Genomic DNA, 14352 nt, shown 5'->3' with positions numbered 1-14352 from the left:
CAAGCTCGCTTACATTTTCCTTACAGAAATGGATGCCCCGAGCAGCCGTCTCGTCTCCGGCGACGGCTTCGCGCCGAGCTCGTCCCGCAGCCGGCGTTCGAACGCTTCGTATAGACTCGCCGCCTCCGACCTCCGCCCGGCGTCCGTCAGCAGCTTCAACAACGCCTGCAGCGCTTCCTCCCGATGCGGATCCAGCTCCGACCACGCCCTCGCGTACCGCTCGGCCCGCGCTAGGTCCGAGCGGCGAAGCGCCGCGCGATACAGCCGCTCCAGCACGCGGCTTTGCAGCCGTTCGAGCTCGTCGCGCCGCCGGTCCAGCCATTCGAGGTAAGGCTTATTGGGCAAGAGCGGACCGTATAACTCGGCCGCCGTCTCGTACAGCTCTTCGGACAGTTCCGGCTGATCCTGCTGCAGCCGATCGGCCACGCGCACCAGCGTAACGTACTTCTCCGCGTCGACCTCTTCGATCGACGCCTCCGGCAGCGACACGACGCCGTCCCGAAGCGCGGCGCCCTCGCTCCAGCCGAGCGACTCCTTCAGCGCGCGCCGGATTTCGTGAATCGCCACGTACAGCTGATTCGCCGCTTTGTCGGGTTCCGCGTCGCTGCCGAACAGCGCGTCGATCGCATGCTCCTTCGGCATCGCGTGACCGGGACGAAGCAGCAGCAAGAGGAACAGCTCCTGCGCCTTCTTCCGCCTCCAGCGCGGCGCCGCGATCGGCTCCCCCGCACGTTCCAGCTCGAGCTCCCCGAAGCAGCGCACGCGCACCGGGGCGCCTTCCCGAGGCGCCGCCTTCGCCCCCTCGACGAGCGCGGCCGCGCGAGCGATCGCGCGGCGGTACTCCGGCGGCAGCCCGAGCGGCAGCAGCGCCTCGACTTCCGCAAGCGCCGCCCTCGCTTCCGCGTCGCGTCCCGCGCGGGCGTGCCTCGACGCAGCCCGCAGCAGCCCCTCGGCCTGCAGCTCGAGGTCGCCGGGGAACCGGTCGCGCCGAGCTACTTCCGCCCGCTCCGCCTCGCGATCCAGCTCCGCGTCCCCGAGCGTCGGCAGCGTCAGTCGCAGCCGCAGCGCCTCGGCCAGCGCCCGATAGTAGGCGCATGCGCCGAACGCCTCCTCCTGGGCGGCAGCGCCGGGACCGGCCTCGAGCAGCTTCGCGTGCGGCAGGTACGCCGGATGCCACGCCGCCTTCTGGCGCATCGTTCGAACGATCGAAGCCCCCGCTTCGACCGGCATCTCCGCCGCGTCCGACAGGCGCTTCCATTCGAATGCGGCCGCCAGCGCCCGCTCCCTCCGGTCCGCCCCGGCGAAGCCGATCGCCGCTTCCTCGAAGCGCCGCAGCCGCTCCTCGACGGAGAGGCCGAGCAGGAAGCCGCCTCTGCCCAGCGCGAACGAGACGTCCGGGCGGCTGTCGCCGCCGTCGTCCGGAAGCTCCGTCTCCTCCTGCAAAAATCGCAGCCCCGTCTCCGCTTCCGCGACGTCCCCCAGATGCAAGCCGACGTCGACGAGCCAGGCGATGCCCGCCCGGAGCGCTCCCGCCGCGCCCGACCGGGCGAAGCCCCGCACCGCGAAAGCGAGAAGCGGCTTCGCCTCCCCGAATCGGCCGTCCCGCGCGAGACGCCTCGCGTAGGCGGCGGCGACGGCCGGCGATTGCGCCAGCCATTCCGCAGGCGGCGGGACCGCCGCTTCCTCCGGCCAATCGCCGGCGTTGTCCGCGATGGTGCATTCCATCGCGAACAATTCGTCATAAGCCCGCAACGCGATCCTCCTCCTCTCCGGCCGCGGGAACTCGAAGCAGCAGCAGCGTCCGATCGTCGTCGTACGCCCCTTGGCCGGACGGCGGCAGCAGCTCGAGCAGACGCCGAAGCGCCCGCTCGGCGGTGTCCCCCTCCGGGATTCGCTCCAACGCCCGTTCCAGCCGGGCGAAGCCGAACAGCTCGCCGTCCTCGGCGGTCGCCTCCACGATGCCGTCCGTGTAGAGCAGCAGCGCGTCGCCCGCTTCCAGCCGCTCGACCGTCTCCGCATAGTCCTCCTCGTCATCGATCCCGAGCGGCAGCGACGGCAGCGCCTTCGCTTCCTCGGCCCGACGCCCCCGTACGAGCATCGGCGTGACGTGCCCGGCCGATGCGTACCGCCAGGTCGATGCCGCCGCATCCCAGAACCCGACGCCCATCGTGACGTACATGCGCCCCTGCAGCGTCTCCGCGATCGCCGCGTTCAGCCGCCGCAGGAGCTCCGCCGGGGAGTCCGCGGCGCGCGCTTCCTTCCGAAACAGAGCGAGCGTCGCCGTCATCAGCATCGATGCGGACACCCCCTTGCCGGACACGTCCCCGATCATGACGACGAGTCCGCCGTCCGGCCGGTCGACGAGATCGAACAGATCGCCGCCGACCTCCCGGCTCGGCTCGGACAACGCCGCCAGCTCGAGTCCGCCGCGGCTTCGCGCCGCCGCCGGCAGCAAGCTCTTCTGCACCTGATAGGCGAGACGAAGCTCCTGCCTCGTCTCCTCGTACGACCTGCCCATATGGCGCTGCAGCCGGTTGAACGCTTCGGCCAATTCCCCGAATTCGTCGCCGGACACGACCGGAATCGGACGATGCGCGAAGGCGCCTCCGCCCCGCTGCAGCGCCTTCACCTCGGCCGACGCCGTCCGGATGTCCTGGCGAATTTCCGCGACCAAGAGGTAAAACACCATCATGCCGAACGCAAGTCGAATCGCCGCCGCGACCGCGATATTGCCGATCTCGATCGGCCGGGACGACGTCCCGTACAAATACTCGAACCCTGCCGTGGACACGACGAAGAAGCAGCTGAGCGTCGCGACGCTCATCGGAAGCAGAAGGCCGGCGAGCGGAGCCGGACGCGACTCCTTCGTCCCCAGGGACAGAAGCGCCGGCCGCACCGCCCTTCGGGAGAGAGCGTACTGCAGCGTGCCGATCACGAGAGCGACCGTCATCTCGCTGACGAACGAGCCTGCCAGGTCGGCCCAATCGGATGCGGTCAGTTCCATCAACGATCCGCCTCTCCGTCGGATGCTCACGACATCGTACAATACCGACAGGGCGATCGACAGAAGCAAGAGTCCCGACAGCATCTTCCCGGGCAGCCGCATGAGCCGCAGACGAAGGTCTTCCGGATCGTCCCCTGACCCGATCCAGCGGTACGAGAAGACCGACAAGACGATCAGGATGAGGAGGTCCCCGGCAAGGATGGCCGGGATATTGAATTCGAGCAGCCGCCGGAGCGGAATATGGTTCAAGAACACGTTGTCGACCGTCAGCATCGCCGTGCCGACCGCGACGGCCAAGGCGAAGACGGCCGCGAGCTTGGCCAGCAGCCGCAGCTTCAGCTTACGCATAACGCCGTTCCTCCTTCGCCGGGACGACCACCGCCTCCGCGATCAGCAGCGCCCGGTCCGCGTCGCGATTCCCGGCCTCCGCTCCTCCGAACGCCCAGATCCGGTCCAACGATTCCTCCGGGTCGCCGCCGGCGGGGAGCGTCCGCGCGAAGTCGCGGAACGCCGCGAAGCCGTTCTCCTGTCCGTCCGCGCGAAATCGTTCCGCCACGCCGCCGTTGTAAAGGATAAGCCGTTGTCCCGGCCGCATCGTCCACTCTCCTTCGACGTATGCCGTATCCGGCAGCGCGCCGATCGGCAGTCCGCCCGACGGGACGGGCTCGATCGAGCCGCGATCCCATCGAAGGGGGGCGGTTTGCCCCGCTCCCGCGTACTTGGCCGTTCCGTCGCTCGGATCCAGAACGACGAGGCCGAGGGAGACGAGCGGATCGCCGCCGGCCGTGTCGTGCATCGAAGCGTTCAGCCTCGTCAACACTTCGCCCGGCGAACCGCCGGCGCGAAGCTCCGTCCGCAGCAGCATGACGGCCGCGGTCATCATCAGCGCGCCCGAGGCGCCCGCGCTCGACACCTCGCCGAGCGCCAACGCGATGCGCCCGTCGGGCAGCGTCATATAATCGTAGAAGGTGCCGCCGACCGCCTTCGCGGACTGCAGGCGGCACCGGATGCGAAGCCCGTCCGCCTCGCAGCGCTCCGCGGGGAGCAGCATCCGCTGCAGCGAAGCCGCCAACGCCAAGTCTTCGCGTTGCTCCTCGCGGGCTTTGGCGGCTTTCGCGTGCAGCTCGCCGATCGCTTGCGCCAGCTCCCCGATCTCGTCCCGGACCGTCGACGGCAGCGCGCGGGGACGGCGCTCGACCGCGCCCGGCAGCGCGCGCATCGATGCGGAGAGGGTGCGGAGTTCCCTGCGCAAGTAGAAGAACAGCAGAAACATGACCGCGCTGGCGATCGCCATCGCGAAGAGCGCGATTCCGATCGTCGCCAAGGCGGTCGGCTGTTCTCCCCGGAGCGTCATGTTCCGGATGAACCACAGCTGCGGAATCGCGATGAAAAACAACCCGGCCGCGAACGCCCCCGTCCAAAGGCGGACGAACGAGCGCGGGGGAGCCGTCGACGCTCGCGCTCCGCGGTAGAAGCGGAAATACGGCCGCAGCAGCCAGCGAGCGACCGACATATATACGAACGCCAGCGTCCACGCGAACGCCTGCTCGACCGCAAGATGACGAAGGACCAGTTCGTCGAACGGGCGAATGCGGAACCCGTACACCTCGAGTCCGTGGTACGCCGCGGAACCGAGCGCGCCGGCCAGCGCGACGAAGCGGAACACCTCGCCGGGGAACCTCGTCAGCCGATCGAACGCCAGCCGCGCGGCGTCCTCGCCGCGCCGCTCCCGGAACAATGTCTGCTTGACGGGCTCGAGCCGGACCGTCGTATACCGATGGAGCGCGATCGTAAACAGCAGCATCGTTCCCGAGACGAAATAGAAATCGAATCGGAAAATATGCTCCAACGACGATCGATCGATTCCGACGTTATAGCCGTTCATGCACACGACGGCAAGAATGGCGGCCGCATAGTAAAATCGAATCAGGGATCGGTTCATGAAGCGGACTCCCCTTCGCACGAACGTAATTCTTAAGAACTATATTCGCGCTATTCCGGCATATTCCTTCCATAACGAACGAAAGCGCACCTGCATCGGGCATCGCCGCTGCAGGTGCGCTTTCCATTCATTCCGCTTCTACCGTCAAAGTACCGTGACGGGATCGGAGAACACGCTCGTATTGAACATCGACTTGTAGGCGACCCGGATGACGTCGCCCGAGCTCAAGCCGCCCGGAACCGGGATCTCCGGATTGCCGATCTCGATACGGGTCGCCTCCGGCGCGGCGCCGTTTTTCGAAATATAAACGTACATAACGTTCCCGAAGGCGTTCTGAATCCGAACGCTTCCGCTGTCGACCAGCAGCTCGAATTGTCCTTCATCCGTCCCCGCCGTCGGCCCGAACGGAACGGTTGCGGATGCGTACGCGCTCTGATTCCCGTGGAGGTTCACGAGGCCCACTTTCACGACATCCCCAGGGGATAAACCGCCTTCGATCTCGATGTCCGTATTCGCATCCCGTTGCAGCGCAACCTCCCGTTCCGGCCCGTCGTTGACCGCAATGACGGCTTTGTACCCGTTCACGCTGTTCCATTCCCCTTGGCCGTTGATGATTCTCACTTTGCCTTCATGACCGAGGACGGTAAATTCTCCGTTCATCATTTCGTCGTTCGGAGGGGCGTAGGACAAGGTGCCGTCTTGCATCCAGACGGTTCCCGCCCCTTCGGAGTCCGACAGCCGATACCAGACGCCGCTTCCGAACCAATCGCCGATCCCTTCGATGACGGCCGCTCCCTTCGCGACGTTCCCGGTTACCTCGGCCGAGTATGTCTCCAGGCCGAACGCCTCGTTCGGGTCGCTATTCCCGATATACAATTCGAGCTTCGAGTAATGGTAGAAATCCGACCTCGCAATATCGGACCCTGCGACTACCGCCTTCCGCTCTTGATGAAAGCCGAGCTTGCCGAGAAGATCGGCAATAATTCGTTCGTCCGAAGGGGCGGTATTGACCGTATTGGAATGCACCGCATACGATCCTTGAATCGTGACCAGCCGGAGGAAGTACGTCTTCTCTGCGTTCAAGCCGTTCGCGACCGCCGATGCGGACGCCGCGTTCAACGGGGCCGATAGGGACGACTTGCTCCAGCTTTTCCCGCCGTCCTCCGACTGTTCCAGCTCGACGACCGCATCCTCGGGCAGGGCCGGCAACGCGAATGCAAGCTCGACCGAAGAACCGTGATTCGCCGTAACCTTCAAGTCGGTTGCGGGAGCAAGTTCCGCTCTTGCGGCCATATCCCATACGACGGTATCGTCCGGCAGCGACTGCCCGGTCAAATTCACGGCTGCCGGCTGCACGAGCACGGGGAATTCCGTTTTCGCGCCTTCTATAAATACATCTCGATGCGACCAGGGGTGCATCGGAACGACGATGTTCGGTTGCAGCGTCCGAATGGCCTGGACGACCTTATCCGCCGGAATCGGCCCGCCCATGGAATCTCCGACCGGGATCATCAAGACGTCGATCCCGCGCTCCCCTTGAAGCGCATCCACCATCGTTCGATCCGTAAACCCGTCGAACACAGGTCCCATCCCGTCGCCGAGGTGAACGATTCGCAATCCGGCGACTTCATAGATGAAAGCTGCGTTCGCGCCGATCTTGCCGAGATTCATGTCGCTTCGGAAATGAGGCACGTTCACGTTGCTGATCGCGAAGTCCCCATGATCGGCGGCTATAGGATTGAGGGCGTATTCCCACTCCCAAGGCAGTTCATCCGGATTCGATACGACGACTCCCCGGAACACTTGGTCCGCGCCGGCCGCGGTGGGCGCCGCGCCGAGGTAGTTGTGGTCCTCGTGATCGTGGCTCATCGTGATTAGCGTAATGTCCGCTTCGTTAGACAGCTCATAGACAGGCAAGTCGAACAACCGCGGCGTCCACGGATCGATCAATATCTTCTTCCCCGAAGCTTCCAACGCGAAGCTCGAATGCCCCAAATATTCCAGCGTCACGCCCTGCGCCGCGGACGGCAGCGCCTTCACGGTGACATTGAATATTTTCGTCAGCGCGGCATCCCCTTTGCTTAGACGGGCGGTCAACGAAACCAAGGCATCGCCGTTGGTCGCGACGGGCCGATAGACGCTTCCGGTTACGCCGATGACGTCGGGTCGGTCGGGCGTCCACGCGATCGCGATGCCGTTCGAACCGACGACGGGCAAGACCAACGATTTCGTCACGGACGCTTCGGAATCCCCGTCCTGGAAGCCGATGGCCAACCCGGCGCTTGCGGCCTTCAATTCCTCCAGATGCCGAAGCTTCGCTATGCCCCGTTCGATGGCGCCGGTCCAATCCCCGTCTTCGTTCATCTCCTCCGCGGCCGCGCCGAGCTGAAGCGCCGCGTTCAGCAAGCCCTTGGCCTCCGCCAGCAACGGCTCATGCTCGGGACCGATCTCCGCGATGGCAGGAAGCTTCCGCGCTGCCGCAACGACATTGTTCGCGGCCGTCCGCCGGAACCCATCCAGCGCCGCAGGCTCCAGCTTCCCGGTATCGATCCGCGCGCCGTCGCCGGCGACGATCGCCAGTTCGCCGGGATCGCCTTCGAGGACGATGTCGGCGTTCGCGACGATCGTGCCGACGGACGCTCCGCTTCGGAAAGAGAGCGTCGCCTTGGAGTGGAACTGAATCTTGTTCGCAATCGCGTCCTTGTCCAGTTGGATGACGGCCCCTTCCGCGAAGACGGCGATGTCGGCGTCGACCGTCCCCCGAACGACGACCGTTTGCTCCGATGCGCTCTCCTTCACCTCGATGCTTCCTAACGAACCGTTTTTATTTTCCAAGATGGCCTTGGAGCGGACCTCCGTCTTCGCAATCTCCGTACCTGTATTCGTCTCGATGCGAACCGGACTACTCTGTCGGGAGACGTCGACGCGAAGCGTCCCGGTTACCTTCACTCCGTTCAGTACGATCGAGTCGGAGGAGCCGGACAAGACGACCAGATTGGCCGCCGTAACGTTCCGAAGCGTCACTTCCCCCTGCGATCCGGGGTCGACGGTCAACGTCCCGGTAACCGCGACGGAGCCCGTCGCGGGTCCATACGTCCTGCCTCCATCGGTAATCGTGAAGTTGTCGAGCGTTCGGCCCGTGACGTTGATCGCCGGTTCGTGCGGAACGCCTCCTCCCCCTCCCCCTCCGGCGCTAGGAACGGGAGCGGGGGACGGTGCGGCTGCGGGTGCGGGCGCAGGCGTCGGCGTCGGCTGCGGCGTCGACGCTTCCTCCGCCGACTCGAGTTCCTTGGCTTTCTGTCGATACGCTTCGCCGTTATATTTGAACTCGAATGCCAGCCTTGCCAACGCCTGTCGCTCGGCTTTCCCTGCGGGATCGAAGCGAACGGTGCCGTCGCCGTTCTCGATGCCGTTCATAAACCCGATTCGGTAAGCAAGGGCGACATGCGGTTTCGCCCAGTCCGACACGAGGTCGAAATCGGAGAGCTCCGCGACGGCCGGCTGCGCTTCGGCTATGGATACAAGCCCCATCGCGCGGATGAAGAAGACGACCAACTGCTCTCTTGTGACCGGCTCTTCCGGGGAAAACCGAGCCGGCCCCGTCCCCTGCACGACGCCGGCGGCGGACAACGCCCCTACAAATCCGGCATACCAGCTGTCCGCCGGCACATCTTCGAAGCGCGCCGACGCCTCCCGGTCCTCTGGAAGCGCCATGCCGAGCGATAGCATCTTCGACAATTCCGCGCGGGTGATCGATCGCGTCGGACGGAACGTGCCGTCTTCATAGCCGGATAGGATCCCCTCGTCGAACAGTCGCAATATTTCGGAGCGGGCATAGGAATCGCCGAGATCCCGGAGCCCCCCCTCTCCCTCTCCCGGATCGGCGCTCCCGAACGCTTGACCGGGCAAGGTCATCCCTCCAAGCAGCAGCGCACAAACCATCACTACATGAATAAAGCCGCGCATCGTGTTCCGTATCAAAGCTCCACCCTCCAATGTCGTTGTTCGTCGGATTCCGACACCGACATTATAGAAGGAGCGTTCTTACGAATTTCTTACAAAAGAAAAAGCCGCAAGACAGGGAAGACGAACGCTTCCTTCTCGCGGCTGTAGCTTCCTGCCGATTTAATTAAATACGACCGTCTTATTCTCGTGCACGAGAATGCGATCCTCGAGATGCCACTTCACGGCGCGGGCGAGCACGGTGCGCTCGATCATGCGGCCGATGCGCTTCAGGTCCTCGACGTTGTCTCGATGCGTCACGCGCTGCACGTCCTGCTCGATGATCGGACCGCCGTCGAGCTCCTCCGTTACGTAGTGCGCGGTCGCGCCGATGATCTTCACGCCCCGGCCGTGCGCTTGACGATACGGATTGCCGCCGATGAACGCCGGCAAGAACGAATGATGGATATTGATAATTCGGTTGCGGTACACGTCGATGAACTTCGGCGAGACGATCTGCATGTACCGGGCGAGCACGATCATGTCGGCGCCGTAGCGCTCGACCGCCTCGACCTGGCGGCGTTCCGCCTCCGGCTTCGTGTCCGGCGTCACCGGAATGTGCACGTACGGAATGCCGAACGGATCGACGAGCCGCTTCATGTCGGGGTGGTTGCTGACGACGACGGCGATGTCGGCGTACAGGTCGCCCGACTGCCACGACCACAGCAGCTCGAGCAGGCAATGGTCTTCCTTCGAGACGAACACGGCGACCCGCTTCTTCACGGAAGCGAGGAAGAAGCGGCAATCCATCCGGAACTTCTCCGCGATCGGCGCGAAGTCGGATTCCAACTCGCTCAGCCGGCCGGCTAGACCTTCGAGGTCGAATTCGACGCGCATGAAAAACATGCCGCCTTCCGGATCGGCGGAATATTGGTCGGACTGCACGATATTCGCGCCGTGCTCGAACAGAAACTTCGAGACGGTGGCGACGATGCCCGGACCGTCGGGGCACGCGATCAGCATGCGCCCGCGGTCGGGACTGACGACTTTCTTCGGGGTTTGCAATGGGATCATCATAACGGCGTCTTGCTCCTTCTGTTTCTATCTGCTTCTTGTCGTCCGCGCGAGGCGGCGCATCGTTACGCCAGCTTCGCGACGTCGACGCCCGCGAGCCACGCCGTCAGGCGGTGGTTGATCTGCTCTTCGGTCAAATTCGCGAACAGCTTGTCCTCGAGAACCATATCGTACAACCGGTCCATCGGCTCGCGCGGGTCGGCTTTCTTCGCCTTCGCGTCGGACTTGAGCGTGTCCCACGTGCTGACGATGAAATTCCGATGATGCACGTCCTTCTCGCCGAAGAACGCGCCGAGCTTCTCGACGTGCTCGAGGAATTCGTCGCCGAACCGCTCGCGATGGTCGCCTCGCAAGAGCGCGATCTCGGCTTCGTACATCGGCCGCTGCGTCGCGTCGTCCTTGCCGATCCAAGGCGTCTCAAGAATCATCGGCAGATGCTGCAGCTTCTCGTGGTCGACGATTCGCTTCATCGCCTCGAAGCCGATCCAGCCCGCGCCGACCGGCGCGTGGCGGTCCTTGCCGGCGCCGCGCGGATTTTTGCTGTCGTTCAAGTGAAGGACCGCGAGCTTGTTCAGCCCGACCGTCTTGTCGAACTGCTCGAGCACGCCGTCCAGATCGTTCACGATGTCGTAGCCGGCGTCGTGCACGTGGCAGGTGTCGAAGCATACCGTCAGCCGGTCGTTATCCTCGACGGCCTCCATGATGCGCGCGATCTCCTCGAACGTGCGGCCGATTTCCGTTCCCTTGCCGGCCATCGTCTCGAGCGCGATCTTCACGTCCGTCTCGGAGGTACCCTTCAGCACCTCGTTCAGTCCTTCGGCGATGCGCGCGATGCCATAGTCAAGATCCTTTTCCGTATAAGCCCCTGGGTGTAACACGATGTTTTTCACGCCGAGCGTATGCGTGCGGCGAATTTCCTCCTGCAGGAAGTCTACCGCCAGGTCGAACGTATTCCCCTTGTAGGAGCCCAGGTTGATGATGTACGGCGCATGAACGACGATTTCGTCGATGCCGTGCGCTTGCATAATGCCTCGGCCCTCTTCGATGTGTTTCTCTTCCAGCGGCTTGCGTCGCGTGTTTTGCGGCGCCCCCGTGTAAATCATGAACGTGCTGGAGCCGTAGCTGACGGCTTCGTTCGCGGCATTGACCAACTGCTTGTCCGAAAAGGACACATGCGATCCGATCTTCTTCGCCATTTATAATAAACTCCTTTCGGCTGTTACTTCCGATAGATAGACAATCTCTACTATTGTACTTGATTTCGAGCCGCTTTGGAACCGCTTGGGAGCGGCTCCCTTGCCTCGGTTCGCGGGAGATGGTACCATTTTCGATAGAGGTGAGCGTGACATGCCCCAATGGATGGCGTGGATGATCTTTTTTTGGGTGTTTATTATGGTCGGGTTTATGGCCATTGGCGGTTTTTTTATGTTTCGAAAATTTTTGAAGGTGCTGCCGAAGCAGGACGGGAAGTCGACCCTCGACTGGCAAAACCATTGGGTCGAAGCGTCGCGCCACTTGTGGACGGAAGAGAGCAAGGCGTTCCTCTCGCAGCTCGTCGACCCGGTGCCGGCGGCGTTCCGCGACATCGCGAAGCATTCGATCGCGGCGCGCATCGGCCAGCTTGCGCTCGAGCGCGGCGCGCCGGAGGTCACGAAGGAGCTGTGCGTCGAGGGGTACATCCTCGCCACGCCGCGGCGGGACTATAAATTTCTGCGCAAGTTTCTGGACGACGCGGGAATCGATTACGAGCGCTACCTCCCGATGCTGGAGGGACAAGCGGAAGCGGAAAGCCGTGCCTGAGAGGCGCGGCTTTTTTTGTTGGGTTGCGCCGGTATGCCGCCCGCCGCCTCGCTTCCCCTCTCGAATTGCACAATGGCTCAGCACTCTCCGCACAACGTCGGTTCACATACTGCACACTCGTGGTGCACTCGCCCGTCGTCCGCCGCCTCACGCCACGCTTCCTTCGCCATTTTGCACCATCACTAAGCACATTCTGCACAAGGTCGGTGCACATTTAGCACACTCGTGGTGCATTTGCCCGTCATCCGCCGCCTTCCGCCACGCTTCCTTCGCCATTTTGCACCATCACTAAGCAACATTCTGCACAAGGTCGGTGCACATACTGCACACTCGTGGTGCACTCGCCAGTCGTCCGCCGCCTTCCGCCACGCTTCCTTCGCCATTTTGCACCATCAGTAAGCACATTCTGCACAAGGTCGGTGCACATTTAGCACACTCGTGGTGCATTGCCCGCGATATGCCGCCCGCCGCCTCGCTTCCCCTCTCGAATTGCACAATGGCTCAGCATTTTCTGCACAAGGTCGGTGCACATTCAGCACACTCGTGGTGCACTCGCCCGCCGTTCGCCACCCAACCGCCTCGCTTCCACCTCCCTACTGCGTACAACGCACCCGCTTTCTTAGTAGAGGTTACTCTCTATCCGCATACTTCCTCCCTACTTGTCCGCCGACCGCCGCTGCCGATACACTCTACATGCCTGCCCCGCCGCCATCCCCGACGGACTCCGCACATTTTCCTGACTCCCCCTTGACAATGTGCCTTAAGCATGATTAACTATTTAATAGTTAGATAATTATCTAAATGTCTTACGCCAAGGGGGCCGACACCGAATGTCGCTGAACGACGCGTTCAAAGCGCTGGCCGACCCGACCCGCCGCAAGATTCTCGATTTGTTGAAGAAAGGCGACCTCGCCGCGGGCGAGATCGCCGAACACTTCGATATGACCAAGCCGAGCATCTCCAACCACTTGAATCTGTTGAAGCAGGCGGAGCTCGTCCGGGACGAACGGAGAGGCCAGCATATCGTGTATTCGCTGAATACGACGGTATTCCAAGACGTAATGAAATGGATTCTAGACCTGCAGAACGCAGGAGAAAAGGATGATCGATCATGATGATGAAACGTTGGGGAATTCCCGCGGCGGCCGCGCTGCTCGCCGTCGCCGCAAGTCTGTACTTCTACGCCGAGCTGCCGGAGAGCATGGCGATCCACTTCGGCCCGTCGGACGACCCGGACCGATATGCCAGTAAATTCGTGGGCGCATTCCTGCTGCCCGCCATCATCTTCCTCGTGGCCGCCGTCACGAACCTGAGCGGCAAGCTCGAGCGCGACGAGAGCAAGCGCAAGCGGTTCGCCGACGTCAACGACACGGTGAACGTCGTCATCACCATGCTTCTGCTCGCCGTGCATCTGTTGACGCTCGCGTTCAACCTGGGCTACGAGATCAGCCCCTCGACGTTCGCGCCGTTAGCCGTCGGCATCGTGTTCATCGCCGTCGGCAACGTGCTGCCGCGGGCGCCGCAGGGCACGCTGAAGGCGTTCCGCATGAAGGAAGAAAACTACGCGAGATACGCCCGCTTCCACGGCCGGTTCATGGTCGCCGCCGGCTTCCTGATCGTCCTCTCCGCCTTGCTGCCGGGGATGTTCGGCATGTACTTCATGTTTCTGGTCATCGCGGCGCTCGTCGTATCGGTGATCGGCGGCGCCGCTTACTTCAACCGATAACGCGACTCGAACGGCTTGCCGTCCCAGACGATGCTGGAAGCCGTGCGCCGCGAACGAATCGCTTCTTCCTCGAGCATGAGGAAGAAGTTTTTCGTCGGCAAGTACCCGAGCCCGTGCTTCTCGCTCAGCTTATCAAGGTACGGACGCATCGCGTCCTGCTTGCTCGACTGGTTGTCCCCGCCCGCGGAGGCGAACGCGTAGAGGGTGCCGGCCCGCGGCACCTTCTTCACGCGATATCCCGCTTCCACGACGCGCAGGATCCAGTCCCAATCCCAATAGTTCCGCATCTCGGGATCGAACGGACCGAGCGTATCGTGCAGATCTCTCCGGTAGAGCGAACCGGAAGCTACATATGTATTGAAGTGGCGAAGCAGCTCCGGGTCATGCTCGTAGGCGAACAAGAATCGCGCCGTCGGCAGACGCGTCCCCGCTTTCGTCGCATAGTCGAAAATTTCCACGTCCCCGTACACGAGATCCGCGTCCCGCGCCTCTTGAAGCATCGTCTCCATATGATCCGGCACGATCAAGTCGTCGTCGTCGATCGGCATGATCCACTGCCCCTTCACGTGCGGCAGCGCCGCATTCCTCGCCCAAACATGATACGAGTTCACCGGCAAGTCGATGACCTGGATCCGAAGAGACGGATACAACGCGACGACGTCGTCGATCCGCTTCCCCGCGTCGTTGACGATCAGCACCTCGAAGTCCGCGAACGTCTGACGCGATAACGCTTCCAACAGCTCCGCGACGGTATGCGGTCGATTATAGGTCGGTGAAATGACGCTGATGGTCGGCATTCGGATACGCCCCCATTTTATATTTCTTTAGGAATATAGATTCATTCTATACAATTCGATGAGGGTT

The 14352-nt window shown here is 62.9% G+C and carries 10 protein-coding genes; 3 read left to right on the top strand and 7 right to left on the bottom strand.

Features of this window, described 5'->3' with window-relative positions; all coding sequences use genetic code 11:
* Window positions 1–9: 9 nt before the first annotated feature.
* From FE782_RS11990 to FE782_RS11965, 6 genes are all read right to left on the bottom strand, one after another.
* Entirely contained in the window at window positions 10–1752 is a 1743-nt protein-coding gene (locus tag FE782_RS11990; RefSeq protein WP_138194320.1) for an AfsR/SARP family transcriptional regulator, read from the bottom strand.
* Window positions 1739–3352 carry a PP2C family protein-serine/threonine phosphatase gene (locus tag FE782_RS11985; RefSeq protein WP_138194319.1) on the bottom strand — a complete coding sequence of 538 codons (1614 nt, stop codon included), beginning with the start codon at window positions 3350–3352 and terminating at the stop codon, window positions 1739–1741. The genes FE782_RS11990 and FE782_RS11985 overlap by 14 nt, the downstream gene beginning before the upstream one ends.
* A complete protein-coding gene (locus FE782_RS11980; protein WP_138194318.1) occupies window positions 3345–4946 on the bottom strand; it encodes a PP2C family protein-serine/threonine phosphatase in 1602 nt (533 codons plus the stop codon). Before FE782_RS11980 ends, FE782_RS11985 begins: the two co-directional genes overlap by 8 nt.
* Window positions 4947–5090: 144 nt before the next feature.
* Entirely contained in the window at window positions 5091–8927 is a 3837-nt protein-coding gene (locus FE782_RS11975) for an MBL fold metallo-hydrolase (RefSeq protein WP_138194317.1), read from the bottom strand.
* Window positions 8928–9071: 144 nt separating this feature from the next.
* Window positions 9072–9962, bottom strand: coding sequence for a formyltetrahydrofolate deformylase (gene purU, locus FE782_RS11970; RefSeq protein ID WP_138194428.1), 891 nt, complete (start codon window positions 9960–9962; stop codon window positions 9072–9074).
* Between the two features lie 65 nt (window positions 9963–10027).
* Entirely contained in the window at window positions 10028–11158 is a 1131-nt protein-coding gene (locus FE782_RS11965; RefSeq protein ID WP_138194316.1) for a deoxyribonuclease IV, read from the bottom strand.
* A 151-nt stretch (window positions 11159–11309) separates the two neighbouring features.
* On the opposite strand from FE782_RS11965, the gene FE782_RS11960 reads away from it, so the two are divergent.
* The 3 genes from FE782_RS11960 to FE782_RS11950 all read left to right on the top strand — a co-directional run bounded on the left by FE782_RS11960 (window position 11310) and on the right by FE782_RS11950 (window position 13488).
* Window positions 11310–11762 carry a DUF2621 family protein gene (locus tag FE782_RS11960; protein WP_138194315.1) on the top strand — a complete coding sequence of 151 codons (453 nt, stop codon included), beginning with the start codon at window positions 11310–11312 and terminating at the stop codon, window positions 11760–11762.
* Window positions 11763–12598: 836 nt separating this feature from the next.
* Entirely contained in the window at window positions 12599–12877 is a 279-nt protein-coding gene (locus tag FE782_RS11955) for an autorepressor SdpR family transcription factor (RefSeq protein ID WP_138194427.1), read from the top strand.
* Window positions 12874–13488, top strand: coding sequence for a DUF1648 domain-containing protein (locus FE782_RS11950; RefSeq protein ID WP_138194314.1), 615 nt, complete (start codon window positions 12874–12876; stop codon window positions 13486–13488). Before FE782_RS11955 ends, FE782_RS11950 begins: the two co-directional genes overlap by 4 nt.
* Here FE782_RS11950 and FE782_RS11945 read toward each other — a convergent pair.
* A complete protein-coding gene (locus FE782_RS11945; protein ID WP_138194313.1) occupies window positions 13473–14285 on the bottom strand; it encodes a glycosyltransferase family 2 protein in 813 nt (270 codons plus the stop codon). The genes FE782_RS11950 and FE782_RS11945 overlap by 16 nt on opposite strands.
* Window positions 14286–14352 lie beyond the last annotated feature (67 nt).

The organism is Paenibacillus antri (assembly GCF_005765165.1).
GTDB lineage: Bacteria > Bacillota > Bacilli > Paenibacillales > YIM-B00363 > Paenibacillus_AE > Paenibacillus_AE antri.
This window is presented reverse-complemented; position numbering and strand designations above follow the sequence as displayed.

Excerpts from the sequence above, each read along its gene's own strand:
- FE782_RS11960 (WP_138194315.1), top strand. The coding sequence starts at position 11,310 with ATGCCCCAATGGATGGCGTGGATGATCTTTTTTTGGGTGTTTATTATG.
- FE782_RS11985 (WP_138194319.1), bottom strand. The coding sequence starts at position 3,352 with ATGCGTAAGCTGAAGCTGCGGCTGCTGGCCAAGCTCGCGGCCGTCTTC.
- FE782_RS11950 (WP_138194314.1), top strand. The coding sequence starts at position 12,874 with ATGATGATGAAACGTTGGGGAATTCCCGCGGCGGCCGCGCTGCTCGCC.
- purU (WP_138194428.1), bottom strand. The coding sequence starts at position 9,962 with ATGATCCCATTGCAAACCCCGAAGAAAGTCGTCAGTCCCGACCGCGGG.
- FE782_RS11965 (WP_138194316.1), bottom strand. The coding sequence starts at position 11,158 with ATGGCGAAGAAGATCGGATCGCATGTGTCCTTTTCGGACAAGCAGTTG.
- FE782_RS11980 (WP_138194318.1), bottom strand. The coding sequence starts at position 4,946 with ATGAACCGATCCCTGATTCGATTTTACTATGCGGCCGCCATTCTTGCC.
- FE782_RS11945 (WP_138194313.1), bottom strand. The coding sequence starts at position 14,285 with ATGCCGACCATCAGCGTCATTTCACCGACCTATAATCGACCGCATACC.